The following is a 14,545-nucleotide window of genomic DNA, read 5'->3' as shown; positions in this document are numbered from 1 at the left end:
TCGTCCGCCGGCGGCATCTCGGTAAATTCGGCTTCGATGGGCGCCAGGTCTTCTGCAGGTTCTGGCGCAGACGCGGGCTCTGGCGCGGTTTCGGGCGCCGCGGCCTCCACGGTGAGGGCCGTTTCTTCCACTATCGAGGCGTGTTCCACCACGGCGGCCGGGGTCTCGGGTTCCGGGGCCGGTTCCGGCGCAGGCTCAGGGGCGGCCTCGGCTTGCGGCGCTGCCGCCGCCATCAGGTCCTCGAAGGAGGGCGCGGCGGCCTCGGGAACCGGTGCCGGGGCTTGGGGCGCGGCCGCCTTTTCGGCGTCCAGCGAGGTGAGCAGGCTGGCGAGGTCGGCCTCGAGGCCCGGCTCGCCAGGCGCGGGGACGGAAGCCGGCGCGGGCTGCGGGGCAAGGGCCGGGTCGCCGAGAAGGGCGTCGAGATCCGCCTCCAGATCGGGCGCCGCCGGCGCTTCGGCCTTGGGCGCCGCCGGCATGGTGGCGGCGGCAAGCAGGTCTTCCACGCTGGGTGCGCCTGCGGGCGCGGCCGGCGGCGGGGGCGGCGTTGGGGCTGTGCCCCCGAGCAGTTCGTCCATGGCCGCGTCGAGATCCTGCAACATGCTGTCTGAGGCTTCAGCCACAGCCGCCGGGCTCGCGGGGGCGGCGGGTGGCGGCGTGGGCGCGCTCCCGCCGAGCAGTTCGTCCATGGCCGCGTCAAGGTCTTGCGGCATGGCGGCGTGCGGCGCGGCAGCCGGGGGCGCCTGGGGTGGCGTCGCCGTGGCGGCGCTTTCATGGGGCTGCGGCGGAATGTCGAGCGAGGCCAGCAGGTTGTCGATGTCGCCCATGTCGGACATGTCGAGCTGCTCGTTGGGGTCGACCACCGGGGCGGCGCCGGGGGCCGGGCCGTCCAGCGGCGCGGCCGGGCCCTTGCTGAAGCTCGCGCCGTCGCTGGCGTCCATCTGGGCGAGCAGGGCTTCTATTTCCGCATCTTCGTTGTCGGGCTGCGCGCCGGCGTCGGCGGCGGGCGCGGCGTCGCCCCTTTCGATGAGCTCGGTGAGGTCGATGATGTCTTCCGCGTTCTCTTCAGGAACGGGGGCGTTATGGGCGGCCATGGCAACCTCGCGGTTTGCGTGCGTACGCGGCCGCGCGGACGCGGCGGGCGCAGGGCGGCTTGCCCGGGCCTGCGAGGCGCCGGGCAGTCGCTCTAGAGAACGGCAAAAAACTGTATCAGTTTATGCCGCGCGGCGCAAATAGTGGCCGGCGCCGGGCCGTCCTGAACGCCGCCCCCTAGGGATGGCACTTGGACTTGGAGCAGCCCGTCAGTTCCTTCTTCAGGTCCGGCTTTTCCTCGGCGACCTTGGTGTGGCAGGCGAGGCAGGTCTGGTGGCGCAGGTCGGCGCCCTTGTTGTGGACCACGAAGTAGAGGCTCTTTTCGCCCTTCTTGGCGGTGAGGTCGTCATGGCAGCCCGAGGTGGCGCACTTCTGGAAGTTGGCCTCGCCGTTGACCTTGTGGTGGCAGACCACGCACTCCACCTTGGCGTGGGCCGAATGCGGGAACATGACGGTCTTCTTGGAGCCCTTGAACTCGATGGGGCCTTCGGGCACCGCCGGCGTGGCCGTGGCGTGGGCGCTCACGGCGCCGAAGGCGCAGAGGGCCAGCACGGCGAGGAAGAGGCTGATCCGCATGGGCATCTCCTTGGGCGCGTCGCGCCGTTTGTGGAAGGCTTTGTTATACTTTTGAGCTGGTGATGCGGCTGTGCTGCATCTGTAATGCCGAAATTATCCGTCAAAAACAGCCTTGCTCCAGCCGTTGCGACGAAGGAAGCTACGGATGGAGACAGCAATCAGTTACCCCTGCAGCCCGTCAACCCAGCCGCTGTCGCTATCCGTAAGGCTCGCAAGCTCGCCAACGGCTAGCGCTTCGGCGCTGGCTGCGTCAGAGAAAAATTTCCTCGGTCGAGTACTTAAGTACACTCCCTTCGGAAATTTTTATCTTCCTTGCTTCAGCCGTTGCGACGAAGGACGCTACGGATGAAGACAGCGGTTAGTTACCGCGCTGGTCAGCCAACGCTGCCACTGTCGCTATCCGTGCTCCAGCCGTTGCGACGCAGGAAGCTACGGATGGAGACAGCAGTTAGGTAACGCGGCAATCATTCAACGAAACCGCTGTCGCCATCCGTATGGCTCGCAAGCTCGCCGACGGCTGGCGCAAGGCTCGCAAGCTCGCCAACGGCTAGCGCGCCAGCGCCGAAAAATCTTATTTTTTAGGATCCTTCCGGCACCAGCACCCGTCTTCCGCTTCGCTCCAGACGGATCTAAGGAAGATCCGTCAACTGCCCACTATAACATAACCTTGCAGAATAATCGGTTGCTGTGGAAAATCCGGGTGTTAAGCATAACGGACTCCTCCCGCAAGGTCGAGCGAAAATACGGGGCCTGGCGCATCAGGCCGCGCCGTGCCAGCCTAAAAACATGCGGTAGGCCGGGTTTTCCGTCTCGTCCGCATGCGGATAGCCCATGGCGGCCACGCGCGCGAGAAAGTCCTCGAAATCCGGGCGCTTTTCCTCCGGCACGTCAAAGCCCATGAGCACGCGGCCATAATCCGCGCCGTGGTAGCGGTACTGGAAGAGCGTGATGCTGAATTCCATGCGCATGGCGTCCATGAGGTTGCGCAGCGCGCCGGGCCGCTCCGGAAAGGTGAAGCGCAGAAGCCGCTCGTGCTTGAGCTCGGGCGCGTTGCCGCCCACCATGTGGCGGAGGTGCAGCTTGGCGAGCTCGTTGTCGCTCAGGTCCATGACCTTGAAGCCCTGTTCTCGCAGCTCCGCCATGGCCTCGGCCACGTCGGCCTTGCCCTGGGTCTTGATGCCCACGAGGACGCGGCCGTTTTCCGGGTCGCCGAAGCGGGTGCAGAGCTCGGTGATGTTGCGGTTGCCGATGGCCGCGCAGAGCCGGCGGAAGCTGCCCACCTGCTCGGGGATGGTCACGGCGAGCAGGGCCTCGCGCTCGGAGCCCAGCTCGGAGCGGTCCACCACATGCCCGAGACGGTCGAAATTCATGTTGGCGCCGCTCACGATGGCGACGAGCGTGGCGTCGCGCGCGTTTTCACGCGCCGCCCAGGCCTTGAGCCCCGCGAGGGAGAGCGCGCCGGCCGGCTCGGCCACCACGCGCGTGGCCTCGAAAATGTCCTTGATGGCGCCGCAGATGGCGTCCGTATCCACGGTGATGATCTCGTCCAGCAGGTCGCGGCAGAGCGCGAAGGTCTCGTCGCCCACGCGCTTGACGGCCACGCCGTCGGCGAACAGGCCCACCTCGGAGAGCTCCACCGGGAAGCCCTCCTCAATGGAGCGGCGCATGGCGTCCGAATCCACGGGCTCCACGCCGATGAGCCGGATATCGGGCCTGAGGTGCCGGATATAGGCCGCCACGCCCGCGGCGAGGCCGCCGCCGCCGATGGGCATGAACACGGCGTCGATGGGCCCGGGGTGCTGGCGCAGGATCTCCATGCCGATGGTGCCCTGCCCGGCGATGACATCCGCGTCGTCAAAGGGCGGGATGAACACCGCCCCGGTCTGGCGCACGAGCTCGGCCGCGTGGCGGCCCGCGTCGCTGAAGGACTCGCCCGAGAGCACCACCTGGCCGCCCAGGCGGCGCACGGCGGTGATCTTGATGGCCGGGGTGGTCACGGGCATGACGATGGTGGCCTCGCAGCCGAGCTTGCGCGCGGCGAGCGCCACGCCCTGCGCGTGGTTGCCCGCCGAGGCCGCGATGACCCCGCGCCTGAGCTCGTCGGGCGTGAGCCGGGCCATCTTGTTGTAGGCCCCGCGCAGCTTGAAGGAAAAGACGGGCTGCGCGTCCTCGCGCTTGAGCAGCACGCGGTTGCCGAGCCGCCGGGAGAGGCTGGCCGCCTCGTCCAGCGGCGTCACCTCGGCCACGTCATAGACACGGCTCAGGAGGATGCGGCGCAGATAGGCGGAGTGGTCGGCATGTGCGGCCTGGGCCTTGGCGCGGCCGTGGCCGCTTTTGGAACTGGGCATGGTGCCTGCCTTTGCCGGGGGGCGCGTTTGGGTTTCAGTTGCGGAAAAGGGGATGATCCGGGCCCGCACCTTCGTTGAGCAGGGCCTGCCGCGCGAAGAGGCGCGGCGCGGGGCGCGTTACGCTGTCGAAATCGGCGTGCGGCTCGAGGCCCGGCACGAGGACGCGCACCACGGGGATGCCGAGGTCGGCCCGGGTGAGCTCCACAAAAAATATCTCGCGGCCATGGGCCGCGAGCACGGCCTCGAGCAGGGCGAGGCCGGCTTTCGGCGTGGGGAGGCTCCAGTCCGGCAGTTCCTCGAGCGCGCGGGTGCCAAGCCCGGCGAGCCCGGGGCCCGAGGCCACGCCGTGGGGCGCGGGCGTGGCCCAGGAATAGGGCCACGGCGTCTCCGTGAGCGCCGAGAGCGCGGCCTGCGCCCCGGAAAGGCCCGCGCCGGTGGCCGTGGCCACGCGGCCGTCGCGCGCGGTCACGAAAGCGCGGTACACCGGGATGCCGAACTCGCTGGTGATGTCCTGGAATTGCACGCGGATGCCGCGCGCCGCATAGTCGTCTAGCAAACCCTGCAGGCGCGGGTCGCGGCTTTGGAGGGTGAAGCAGGCGTGGCGGCAGAAGGGTGTGGTGGCGTCGGCGTCGCGCTCAATGACCTCCATGAGCGCGGACAGGCGGGCCTCCTCAAGGCTGTTGCCCGAGGCGAGCCCCGTGGAGCCCGGGGAGGCGCCGAGCCTCGGCTCGTCCGCATTGCAGAAGAGGAGCACGTTTTGCAGCGGCACCAGCGCTTCGCCGGCTGCCCCCCGCGCCTCGACCCAGTGGAGCGGGGCGCCCGCGAGGCGGTCGCCGGCGGGACCGGGCAGGAGGGGGCGGAGGCCGGCCGGCGTGAGTTCCGCAGCTGTGGCCCGCCTGAGCGGGAGCGGCGGGAGCCTGCCGAGCACTTCGCCGTGGCCGTGCGCGCCCCCGGGCCCCAGGGAGGCGTAGGCGCTGGCGCGCTCGGCCACTTCCATGACGCAGGAGGCGCGGGCGCCGGCGAGGCTCAGGCCGCGTCCATAGGCCGTTGCCGTGCCGCGCAGCCTGTGGGCGTGGCGCCCGTTGCGCACGGTCACGTCCACCTGCCAGTCGCGCAAGAGCGCGATGGGCGAAAGCGAGGCCTCGTGGCGCATTTCAAGGCCGGCAAAAACGCCCGCGCGTTCCAGCGCGTTCACGGCGCGTTCATAGGTCTCCTGCGCGGGGGGGCGGCCGCCTTCGGGCCAGTCCCGCGCGGCGAGGCGGGCATGCGTGGCCGCGAGAATGTCGGCCGCGTCCTTGCGCGTCACTTCCGCCATGGCGCGGGCCAGCGCGGGGGCGGCATGCGGCAGCGGGATGTCGCTTTCCTCCAGCCGGGGCAAGGGGCGGTGGCCGGTCATGTTGGCGAGGAAGAGCTCGCCCCAGGCGAGCGCGGCCTCCCGGTCGTCCCTCGCGGCGGCCGCGAGGCGCAGGCCGGAAGCGGCCTCTGCCGGCGGGGCGGCATGGGCGCGCAGGGCGTCGAGCGTGGCGGCGAGCGCGGCCTGGGCCTCGGGGAAGAGCAGGGCGCATTCGAGGAGCAGGGCGGCGAGCGCCGGGCGGGGCTTGGGCGCAAGGCAGCTTTCGGCGAGGGCGGTCAGGCGCGCGTTGTCCTGCGCGCCCAGGAGGCGCAGCAGGTGCTCGTGGAGAAAGTCGTCGAGGGGCGCGGCCTCAAAGGCGGCGAGCGCCGCGTCGAGCGGGAGCGGGGGAGACGGCTCGCAGGAAAAATAGCCCGTGGAGCCGACGGTCTGGGCGTGGGCGTAAGCGTATTCGCGCAGGGGCGCTGGGGCGTCCGTGTCGGGCGTGGGGGCGTCGGGGGTCATGCGGGTGCGAAGGAAGAAGGGGAGGGGAAGCCGCGCGGCCAGCCACCCGCATCCTCGAAAGGACGCGGGCGGCTGGCCGCATGCCGGGCCCGGCCGGGGGAAGTGCCCCGCATGCCGGAAAAGCCCGGATCAGCGCTTCGAATACTGGTAGCGGGCGCGGGCGGCGCGCAGGCCGTACTTTTTGCGCTCCTTCTTGCGCGCGTCGCGCGTGAGGAAGCCGGCCTTCTTGAGCACCGGGCGCAAGCCCGGGTTAACCAAAAGCAGGGCGCGGGAGATGCCGTGGCGCACGGCCTCGGCCTGGCCGCTCACGCCGCCGCCGGCCACATTGACGCGCACATCCACCTTGTCGGCCACCTTGCACAGGGTGAGCGGCTGGCGGATGATCATCTGGAGGGTCTTGCGCGGGAAATACTCCTCATAGGGACGGCCGTTGACCAGGATGCCGCCCGAACCGGCATAGATGCGGGTGCGGGCCGTGGCGGTCTTGCGGCGCCCGGTGCCGTATTCAAATTTGTCGCTCATGGCATGCGCTCCTTGCGGGGTCAGTAGGGCAGGGTCAGGGGCTGGGGCTTCTGGGCCTTGTAGGGATGCTCGGGGCCGACGCAGACCTTGAGCTTTTTCAGCATGTGGCGCCCCAGGCGGTTCTTGGGCAGCATGCCGCGCACGGCGAGGGTGATCACCCTCTTGGGATGGGTGGCCAGCATGTCGGCGAGGCTGGTGGTCTTGAGGCTGCCCACCCAGCCGGAATGGCGGTAATATTTCTTTTCTTCGAGCTTCTTGCCCGTGACGCGGATCTTCTCGCAGTTGATGACCACGATGAAGTCGCCGTTATCCATGTGCGGGGAATATTCGGGCTTGTACTTGCCGCGCAGGCGGTTGGCTATCTGGCTCGCAAAGCGGCCGAGCACCTGGTCGGCGGCATCGACCACGAACCACTGGCGGTCGATGTCCTTGGGCGTGAGGGTAAAGGTCTTCATGGGAGAAACTCCTCGGTGGATTGCAGCCTTGGGGGCGGCCCTCGCACCTGCGCGGGAAATGTGGCGCCGCCGCCGGGCCAACGGGGAAGACCTGGCGGAGCGAAAAAGTGCGCGCTGCGTGATGCCGCAAGGCGGTCTTGATACGCCGGCGCGCCTTTCCTGTCAAGGGGGAGGCGGCTCGTCACGCCGCATCGGCTTGACAAGCCCTTTTTGGCGCGGTTAGGCTCTTTTCGACACGGGCCGGTGCGGCTCGGCGAACGTGAACTTCCTCCAAACCGCAAGGAGCGGACAATGGCGAAAATCGACCCCAACACCAAGAAGGTCATCGACGCCCTCAACAAGGCGCGCAGAATGGAGATGCAGGCCATCCACCAGTACATGATCCAGCACTACATCCTGAGCGACCTCGATTACGGCCAGCTCGGCGCCTATGTGAAGCTCATCTCCGTGGACGAGATGCGCCACGCCCAGCGCTTCGCCGAGCGCATCGACGCCCTGGGGGGCGCCCCCGCCTGTGACATGGACGGCTCCATCGTGCAGGGCCAGGGCATCAAGGACATCTTCCCCTACGACATCAACCTCGAAACCAACACCATCAAGACCTACAACGATCTCGCGGAGATCTGCCACAAGGCGGGCGACAGCACGAGCGCGGGCCTCTTCCATTCCGTCATCTCTGAAGAAGAGATCCACCTCTCCTACTACAAGGAGACCGCCGGACATATCGCCACCCTGGGCGATGTGTTCCTCGCCAAGTACGTCGCCACCTCCAAGCACACGGGACCCATCAAGAGCTTTGTGAAGGTGATGGAGAAGGAAGATTTCTAGCCGCCCGCTAGCGGACGGGTCAGGAACGCCGGGCGGCTTGGGGCTGCCCGGCGTTTTGGTGTTGGAGGAGTGAACCATGGACGCCCTCAACGGTCTCAATGCCGCAACGGTCATTTTTGTCGCGCTTCTGGTCTTTGCCATCGGCTACCGTTTTTACGGCCTTTTTCTCGCGCAGAAGGTGCTGAACCTCAATGACGCGCGCCAGACCCCGGCCGTGCGCTTCGCCGACGGGCACGACTATGTGAAAACGAACAAGTATGTGCTTTTCGGGCACCATTTCGCCGCCATCGCCGCCGCCGGCCCCCTGCTCGGGCCGGTGCTCGCCGCGCAGTACGGTTATATGCCGGGCTTGCTCTGGATCCTCATCGGCTGCGTGCTCGCCGGCGGCGTGCATGACCTCGTGGTGCTCTTCTGCTCGGTGAGGCACAAGGGCCTGAGCCTCGCCTACATCGCCTCCAAGGAGATCGACCCCGCCACCGGCACCGTGACCGCGTGGTCCGTGCTCGCCATCCTGCTGCTCACGTTGGCCGGCCTGTGCATCGCCGTGGTCAACGCCATGCACAACAGCCTCTGGTCGACCTATACCGTGGCCGCGACGTTGCCCATCGCCGTCATCATGGGCCTGTACATGAAGTTCTCCAAAAACGGCGGGGTGTGGGGCGCGTCCGTCATCGGCGTCATCCTGCTCTTCCTCTGCATCCTCACCGGGCCGTGGGTGACGGCGCATCCCGAGTATTTCGGCTGGCTCGACATCGACAAGGAGCCGCTTTCCATCCTGCTCCCGGTCTACGGCTTTTTCGCGTCCGTGCTGCCGGTGTGGCTGCTGCTCCTGCCGCGCGACTATCTCTCCACCTTCCTGAAGGTGGGCACCATCCTCGGCCTCGCCGTGGGCATCCTCTGGGTGATGCCGGACTTCAACATGCCCGCCTTCACGCGCTTTGACGCGGGCGGCGGCCCCATCGTGGCCGGGCCGGTCATCCCCTTCATCTTCATCACCATCGCCTGCGGCGCGCTCTCCGGCTTCCACGCCACCATCGGCACGGGCACCACGCCCAAGATGATCGGCACCGAGCACGACGTGCTCTTCGTGGGCTACGGGGCCATGCTGCTCGAGGGCTTCGTGGCCATCATGGCCCTCATCGCGGCCTGCGTGCTCGTGCCGGCCGACTATTTCGCCATCAATTCCCCGGCCGAGGCCTATGAGGAGCTTGGCATGCACGTGAGCGAGCTGCCCGCGCTCGAGGCCGAGGTGCAGGAGCAGCTCATGCACCGGCCCGGCGGCTCGGTCTCCCTCGCCGTGGGCATGGCGCACATCTTTTCGCAGATCCCGTTCATGAAGCACCTCATGGCCTACTGGTACCATTTCGCCATCATGTTTGAGGCCGTCTTCATCCTCTCGGCTGTGGACGCGGGCACGCGCGTGGGCCGCTTCTTCCTGCAGGAGATGATGGGCAAGATCTGGCCCAGGTGGGGCGATGTGGAATGGGTGCCGGGCATCATCGCCACGAGCCTGATCTTCACCTGCGCCTGGGGCTACCTCGTCTATACGGGCAATATCAGCAATATCTGGCCGCTCTTCGGCATCAGCAACCAGTTGCTCGCCTCGGTGACGTTGCTCATCGGAACGACCGTGCTTTTGCGCATGAACCGCCACAAGTACGCGCTGCTCACGGGCATCCCGGGCGTCTTCATGACCGTCATCACCTTCTGGGCCGGCGTGTGGCTCATCCTGTACCAGTACATGCCGCAGGGGCAGTATTTGCTCGTCTTCCTGAGCCTCTTTGTCATGGTGATGATGGCCGTGGTCATCTGGGGCACCGTGCGCCGCTGGATCGTGCTCATGCGCGAAAATACCGTGGTGCATGACCAGTACGGCGAGGAATTCAAGGAGATCGTGCCGGAATAGGCGCGAAACGCACAGGGAGCGCCCTCCCTGAAACCTCTGGAGGAGACACATGGCAAACCAGGACGCAAAGTATTTCAACTGCTCGGAACAGCATGAGCTGGATCACGTCAGCGCCAAGTATGAAGACAAGGAAAAGGTCAAGGAATTCATCAAGGCGAAGTGCAAGGACAAGACCATTCACTACTGGACGCAGGAAAAGCTGGCCGCGTACCTTCAGGAAAACGGCTTCAAGCTGAAGGCGAAATAGGGGCCAGCCTTTCGCCCGCATGATTCCATCTGGTGCGGGCGTTGCCGGGACTTCGGTGACGCCCGCGAAAAGACGCCGGGGAACGTTTCGCCGGCGTCTTTTTCGTGTGCAGCGGCGGCGCGGGGCGCTGGCCTCATCAGGCAGGAAGGCCGCCGGGGCGTGCGCCAGCGGCGGCCTTGGGAGGGAAGGGGCCGGGATGTGTCAGAAGGAATACCCGAAAACGAGCATGGCCTTCCACAGATCCTGCCGGGAAAACGGGGTGTTGTGCCTTGCGGCCTTGTTCCGGCTGTTGTGCGTGGGCTTGACAGCATGCCCCAAATGCCACAGGGAACTGCGTGGACATTTTACCCGCGCAGTTCCCTGCCGCCGTTAAAGGGGGATCATGTACAGCAAGAAAGTCCTGCTGGAAGCACTGGCGCAGCCCCCGGACGCCGGGGCAAAGTGGGCCTGTTTTCCTGCCGTGCCCAGGCAGGGCGGCGCGCTCAGGGTGTGGGCCCTCCCGGAAAAGCTCAAGCTGTTGCGCCTGCTCGGGCTTGAATATGCCGTGCATAAAAAGAAAAAAGCTCCGGCCCTGACCCATGCCGGGGTGCGGGGCCTGCTCGTGGAGGAGGTTCCCGCCGGGGCAGGCCGGAGCTGCCCCCCTGGGGGCGCTTCGCTTCACCCCGCCGGCCCGGCCGCAGGCGCAAGCCCGCGGGTCATGGTCGGCGCACGCGAGTGCCGCCTCGGCCTTTCCAATGGGCTTGCCGCCGATATCGATCTCCAGGCCTGGCTCGATGGGCTCCTGAACATCGCGTGCCCCACACCACTCTCCCCCGCCTTCCCGGCCCGGTTGCGCGAGCTGTGCGGCGCCTGTTGCGCGGGACACGCGACGGGCGGCGGCCCTGTTTCCTGCGAGGCCGGCGCCCGGCTTGTCCGCTATCAGCGCACCCTAAAGGAAAGCGGGCAACCAGCCAGCATGGCATCCGCCGCCGAAAAGGCGACCGGGGATGCGGGAGCGGCGCCGGTATTCTCGCTCAGCCTGCATTTTGCGCAGGTCGAACCCGCCTATGCGCTGGCCTTGGTCCATATGGAGCTCGGCGGGCAGGCGGGGCACGGTGCTGCGGCGAAATGGCTGCACGAATTCGCTGCCGAAACGTCCTTGCTGGTTTTTCTGGAGGAGCGCTTGCGCAGTTTTTTGCATGACAGGGGCCCGCGCCTGCTGCCTGAAGAAGACCCGCTTGGCGAGATGGAAAACCTGCTGGCCCAGGGCCGGGGGGAGGAGCGGCAGGCCTGCTCCTTCCAGGATGTGGTGGCGGGCGCGGCATTTCTTGACATGGCGCGGGAGCAGGAGCGCGCCGCCGAACGCTGGCGCAACATCATGCGCTAACCCGGCCGCGCCCCGGCGGGGCAAGGCGACATGGCGCCCTGCACGGAAAAACGCCGGTGATGCGGTTCACCGGCGTTTTTTCATGCGGGAGCCCGTGCGCCCTGTCGTGTTTCAGTGCCGGTGGTTGGCGAAGGGGAGCTTCTTGAACTCGGCCGTAAATTTGTCCAGCAGGGCCTTTTCGCAGCTTTCCGGGTCTTTGTCCTCAGTGACGCGCCAGGCGACGAGCAGCTCGCCGGGATGGTCGATTTGCCAGATGTCGCGTCCGCCGTCGTGGCCCGAGCCCTTGCCGGAGAACCAGGTAAAGTACTGGTTCAGGCGTTTTCTCAGGTTCGAGTCGTTGTCCGCGCCGCCGGCCTTGCCGATATAGAGAATGTGCGTGGACGGGTTCCATTGCTTTTGCAGGGCCTCAACAGTCCTGGGCTGGAGCTTGCCCTCTTTAAAAGTCGGATTGTCCGCATTGAAACCGGGCAACTGGGTGCCTGGCGTCAATATCAGGTAAACGCCAGGCTTTTCAGGAATTTCCGCGCACTTGCTTTCCGCCAGTCCCTTGAGGGGAAGAAAGCCCGCAAACCCGCACGGGGCGTCCGGGGAAATTTTCTTGAACTCCACCTTTTCGATCCATCCGCTCATCCTCAACCTCCGGGGGTTTCGCTTGATACTTCCGTTAAGGGACGCGCTGTCCCCGAACTACCGTTTTTTATGCCGGGGAATCCTGTCAGCCGGCCCGCGCCGCGTAAACCTTTCCCCGGCATTTGCAACAAAAATTTTCGCGTCCTTCCGCTATTGCGGAGCCACAAAATAGCGCCAGACAAGGGTCAGGAGGAGAAGGCCGAGCGACACCATGAGGAAGCGGCGCACGGCGGCCGCGCCCACGCGGATGGCCGTGCGGCTGCCGAACCAGTTGCCGAGCATGGAGCAGGCCGTCATCAGCGCGGCCAGGGGCCAGAACACCGAGCCGTGCCAGACAAAGGCCACCACCGCGCCCACGTTGGAGCCCAGGTTGAGCACCTTGGAGGTCGCCGAGGCCTGGATGAGGCCGATGTTGAGCACCCAGTGCAGGGCCAGGATGAGGAAGCTGCCCGTGCCCGGGCCGAAAAAGCCGTCATAGACGCCGATGGCGAGGCACACGAGTGGCGTGAGCAGCCAGAGGCGGGGCCCGGAAAGCGGCGGCGCGCCCGCGTCCGCCTCACGCTGGCGCCTTGGGGCGAGCGTGAGCAGCATGCCCACGGGGAGCAGGCCCACCAGGATCTTGCCAAGCACGGCCGGGTCCACCCGCAGCGCCAGAAGGGAGCCGGCCCACGCGCCCAGCAGCGAAAAGGCGAGGCCCGCGAGCGCCAGCCGCCAGAGCACGAGATGGCTGCGCGCGAAGGTGCCGAGGGCCACGGCCGTGCCCAGGCTGCAACTCACCTTGTTGGTGCCGAGCGCGAGGTGCGGGGGCACGCCCGTGAGCAGGAGCGCCGGCACGGTGAGCAGGCCGCCCCCGCCGGCGATGGCGTCGATGAAGCCGCCCACGAGGGCCGCGCCGCCGCAGGCCACGGCCGTGGTCACGGTGAGCACGGGCATCCTACCACTCCTTGAAGATCACCCACGCCGCCAGCACGATGAGGGCGAAGCCCACAAGGTGGTTCCAGCGCAGGGACTCCCCGAGCCAGAGGGTGGAAAAGAGCATGAAGACCGAGAGGGAGATGACCTCCTGGATGGTCTTGAGCTCCGCGGCGGAAAAGTGCCCGTAGCCGATGCGGTTGGCCGGCACCTGAAGCACGTATTCAAAAAAGGCCAGGCCCCAGCTCGTGAGGATGACCAAGGGCAGCGCAAGGCCCTTGTAGCGCAAATGCCCGTACCAGGCGAAGGTCATGAAGACATTGGAGAGGATGAGCAGGCCGATGGTGAGGGCCGGGACCGGGATATTCATGGCGCGACCGCCTGGCGCAGGCTGCGCCGCCAAAGTTGGGAGCCGATGGCGTGGGCCGGCCCCGAAATATCAGGAACCCCGCAGCCTCAGGCTGCGGGGTTCTTGGCAAAGCATCCCGTAAAATTTCTGGAGCCCTTGACCAGGATTGAACTGGTGACCTCATCCTTACCAAGGATGCACTCTACCGACTGAGCTACAAGGGCGAACCGAAAAAAGCTCATACGCCATGCGGCGCCCCCGGTCAAGCGTTTTTTGCGCCCGGCGCCGCCTCTCCGCGCCCGCCCATCAGGTGCACTGCGGCTCGTTCTCCTGGATGATCTGAAAGGCCTTCATGGCCTTCACCGTGCCCGCGATGCCCTGGTATTTCTTCACGCCCGCCACCGTGCAGGTGAGCAGGTCCTCCACGTCCGTGTCGAGCACGAGCACATCGCCCACCTGCATGCGCAAGAGCTGGTTGCCAGTGATGGTGGTGTCGCCGAAATGCACCTTGAGCTCCACCGGCGTTTCCAGCAGGCGCTCCTTGAGGCGCGCCACCCAGGCGTGGTCCACCTCAAGCCGCTCGGTCTGGAAGCTGGCGTGCAGCTTGGAGCGGATGGGCTCGATGGTGGCATAGGGCAGGCAGATGATCATGGAGCCCAGCGAGGTGTCGAGCTCCACCTCGAAGGTGATGACCACCACCACGTCGCTCGGCGGCACGATGGCCGCGAACTGGGGGTTGATCTCGCTGCGCACGAGCTCCAGCTTCACGTCATGCACCGGGCGCCACGATTCCTCCATATTGTCCAGCGCGATCTTGACGATCTTGTCCACGACGGCCTGCTCGATGCGCGTGAACTCGCGGCCCTCGATCTTGGGCTGGGAGCCGGCGCCGCCAAAGACGTTCTCCACCAGGGCGAAGACCAGGCGCGAGTCCACGATCATGATGGCGTTGCCGCGCAGCGGGTCCATCTTGAAGATGTTGATGGACGTGGGCACGGGCAGCGAGCGCATGAACTCGCCGAACTTGGTCATGTCGATGGAGATGGGGTTCAGCTCCACGCGCTTGCGCACGGCGTTGGAGAGCGCGTTGGTACACAGCCGGGCAAAACGGTCATTGACGATTTCGAGAACGGGCATGCGCCCGCGGATGATGCGGTCCTGGTTGGCGAGGTCAAAGGCGACCACGCCGGATTCGTCTTCGGGAACGTCCTGCTCGCTCTCGATCTCGCCGCCGGAAAGGCCGCGGAGCAGGGCATCCACCTCATCTTGTGCAAGAACTTTATTCATACAAGGCCTCGAAAAAACAGAAAACTTTAGCTGTTAACGCGGCCGCGCCGCTACGCCCGTAAGTATGCAAAAAAAAGGCCAATATGGCAAGATGTGGCGCTTGACATGGCGCGGCGCCCTCACTAGAACTCAAGCGGACACGACCGGCGCCCCACGGCCCGGGCCGTGCGCCGGA

13 protein-coding genes, 1 tRNA gene and 1 pseudogene are annotated in these 14,545 nt (G+C 66.5%); 4 read left to right on the top strand and 11 right to left on the bottom strand.

The genetic code is table 11. The features are described 5' to 3' along the window. From G7Y54_RS11210 to rplM, 6 genes and pseudogenes are all read right to left on the bottom strand, one after another. Positions 1-1,091 (bottom strand): annotated as a pseudogene (locus tag G7Y54_RS11210) (hypothetical protein); the annotation flags it as partial. A gap of 175 nt (positions 1,092-1,266) precedes the next feature. Next, the gene (locus G7Y54_RS11205; RefSeq protein WP_165079279.1) at positions 1,267-1,665 is read right to left on the bottom strand and encodes a cytochrome c3 family protein; all 399 of its coding nucleotides are present in this window, start codon (positions 1,663-1,665) and stop codon (positions 1,267-1,269) included. Between the two features lie 758 nt (positions 1,666-2,423). Next, complete coding sequence (gene ilvA, locus G7Y54_RS11200; RefSeq protein WP_165079280.1) at positions 2,424-4,013, bottom strand: threonine ammonia-lyase, biosynthetic; 1,590 nt, start codon at positions 4,011-4,013, stop codon at positions 2,424-2,426. A gap of 34 nt (positions 4,014-4,047) precedes the next feature. Continuing rightward, entirely contained in the window at positions 4,048-5,868 is a 1,821-nt protein-coding gene (locus tag G7Y54_RS11195) for a YcaO-like family protein (RefSeq protein ID WP_165079281.1), read from the bottom strand. Positions 5,869-5,997: 129 nt separating this feature from the next. Continuing rightward, entirely contained in the window at positions 5,998-6,390 is a 393-nt protein-coding gene (rpsI, locus tag G7Y54_RS11190) for a 30S ribosomal protein S9 (protein ID WP_165079282.1), read from the bottom strand. Positions 6,391-6,410: 20 nt separating this feature from the next. Beyond that, entirely contained in the window at positions 6,411-6,845 is a 435-nt protein-coding gene (gene rplM / locus G7Y54_RS11185) for a 50S ribosomal protein L13 (RefSeq protein ID WP_165079283.1), read from the bottom strand. Positions 6,846-7,136: 291 nt separating this feature from the next. Here rplM and G7Y54_RS11180 point away from each other — a divergent pair, with 291 nt between their 5' ends. The 4 genes from G7Y54_RS11180 (at position 7,137) to G7Y54_RS11165 (ending at position 11,192) form a co-directional block, all read left to right on the top strand. Further along, on the top strand, positions 7,137-7,673 hold the full coding sequence (locus tag G7Y54_RS11180; RefSeq protein WP_165079284.1) for a ferritin-like domain-containing protein: 537 nt from the start codon (positions 7,137-7,139) through the stop codon (positions 7,671-7,673). Between the two features lie 76 nt (positions 7,674-7,749). Beyond that, complete coding sequence (locus tag G7Y54_RS11175; protein WP_165079285.1) at positions 7,750-9,579, top strand: carbon starvation protein A; 1,830 nt, start codon at positions 7,750-7,752, stop codon at positions 9,577-9,579. Positions 9,580-9,628: 49 nt separating this feature from the next. Then, positions 9,629-9,826 (top strand): hypothetical protein, encoded by a 198-nt coding sequence (locus G7Y54_RS11170; RefSeq protein WP_165079286.1) that lies wholly within the window; start codon positions 9,629-9,631, stop codon positions 9,824-9,826. Between the two features lie 697 nt (positions 9,827-10,523). Beyond that, the gene (locus tag G7Y54_RS11165) at positions 10,524-11,192 is read left to right on the top strand and encodes a hypothetical protein (RefSeq protein ID WP_165079287.1); all 669 of its coding nucleotides are present in this window, start codon (positions 10,524-10,526) and stop codon (positions 11,190-11,192) included. Positions 11,193-11,303: 111 nt separating this feature from the next. Here G7Y54_RS11165 and G7Y54_RS11160 read toward each other — a convergent pair whose 3' ends face one another. The 5 genes from G7Y54_RS11160 to fliM all read right to left on the bottom strand — a co-directional run bounded on the left by G7Y54_RS11160 (position 11,304) and on the right by fliM (position 14,370). Then, positions 11,304-11,822: a hypothetical protein gene (locus G7Y54_RS11160; protein ID WP_165079288.1), complete on the bottom strand. Its 519-nt coding sequence runs from the start codon at positions 11,820-11,822 to the stop codon at positions 11,304-11,306. 150 nt (positions 11,823-11,972) lie between these two features. Next, positions 11,973-12,755: a TSUP family transporter gene (locus G7Y54_RS11155; RefSeq protein WP_165079289.1), complete on the bottom strand. Its 783-nt coding sequence runs from the start codon at positions 12,753-12,755 to the stop codon at positions 11,973-11,975. A 1-nt stretch (position 12,756) separates the two neighbouring features. Then, entirely contained in the window at positions 12,757-13,104 is a 348-nt protein-coding gene (locus G7Y54_RS11150) for a DMT family protein (protein WP_165079290.1), read from the bottom strand. Positions 13,105-13,231: 127 nt separating this feature from the next. Continuing rightward, positions 13,232-13,307 (bottom strand) — tRNA-Thr (locus G7Y54_RS11145). An 82-nt stretch (positions 13,308-13,389) separates the two neighbouring features. Beyond that, a complete protein-coding gene (gene fliM, locus G7Y54_RS11140; protein ID WP_165079291.1) occupies positions 13,390-14,370 on the bottom strand; it encodes a flagellar motor switch protein FliM in 981 nt (326 codons plus the stop codon). Positions 14,371-14,545: the final 175 nt, after the last annotated feature.

Source organism: Desulfovibrio sp. ZJ746 (genome assembly GCF_011039155.1).
Lineage (GTDB): Bacteria > Desulfobacterota > Desulfovibrionia > Desulfovibrionales > Desulfovibrionaceae > Desulfovibrio.
The sequence above is the reverse complement of the archived record's forward strand: the minus strand, read 5'-3'. Positions and strand labels throughout refer to the sequence as shown.

Excerpts from the sequence above, each read along its gene's own strand:
- G7Y54_RS11205 (WP_165079279.1), bottom strand. The coding sequence starts at position 1,665 with ATGCGGATCAGCCTCTTCCTCGCCGTGCTGGCCCTCTGCGCCTTCGGC.
- ilvA (WP_165079280.1), bottom strand. The coding sequence starts at position 4,013 with ATGCCCAGTTCCAAAAGCGGCCACGGCCGCGCCAAGGCCCAGGCCGCA.
- G7Y54_RS11195 (WP_165079281.1), bottom strand. The coding sequence starts at position 5,868 with ATGACCCCCGACGCCCCCACGCCCGACACGGACGCCCCAGCGCCCCTG.
- rpsI (WP_165079282.1), bottom strand. The coding sequence starts at position 6,390 with ATGAGCGACAAATTTGAATACGGCACCGGGCGCCGCAAGACCGCCACG.
- rplM (WP_165079283.1), bottom strand. The coding sequence starts at position 6,845 with ATGAAGACCTTTACCCTCACGCCCAAGGACATCGACCGCCAGTGGTTC.
- G7Y54_RS11180 (WP_165079284.1), top strand. The coding sequence starts at position 7,137 with ATGGCGAAAATCGACCCCAACACCAAGAAGGTCATCGACGCCCTCAAC.
- G7Y54_RS11175 (WP_165079285.1), top strand. The coding sequence starts at position 7,750 with ATGGACGCCCTCAACGGTCTCAATGCCGCAACGGTCATTTTTGTCGCG.
- G7Y54_RS11170 (WP_165079286.1), top strand. The coding sequence starts at position 9,629 with ATGGCAAACCAGGACGCAAAGTATTTCAACTGCTCGGAACAGCATGAG.
- G7Y54_RS11165 (WP_165079287.1), top strand. The coding sequence starts at position 10,524 with ATGGTCGGCGCACGCGAGTGCCGCCTCGGCCTTTCCAATGGGCTTGCC.
- G7Y54_RS11160 (WP_165079288.1), bottom strand. The coding sequence starts at position 11,822 with ATGAGCGGATGGATCGAAAAGGTGGAGTTCAAGAAAATTTCCCCGGAC.
- G7Y54_RS11155 (WP_165079289.1), bottom strand. The coding sequence starts at position 12,755 with ATGCCCGTGCTCACCGTGACCACGGCCGTGGCCTGCGGCGGCGCGGCC.
- G7Y54_RS11150 (WP_165079290.1), bottom strand. The coding sequence starts at position 13,104 with ATGAATATCCCGGTCCCGGCCCTCACCATCGGCCTGCTCATCCTCTCC.
- fliM (WP_165079291.1), bottom strand. The coding sequence starts at position 14,370 with ATGAATAAAGTTCTTGCACAAGATGAGGTGGATGCCCTGCTCCGCGGC.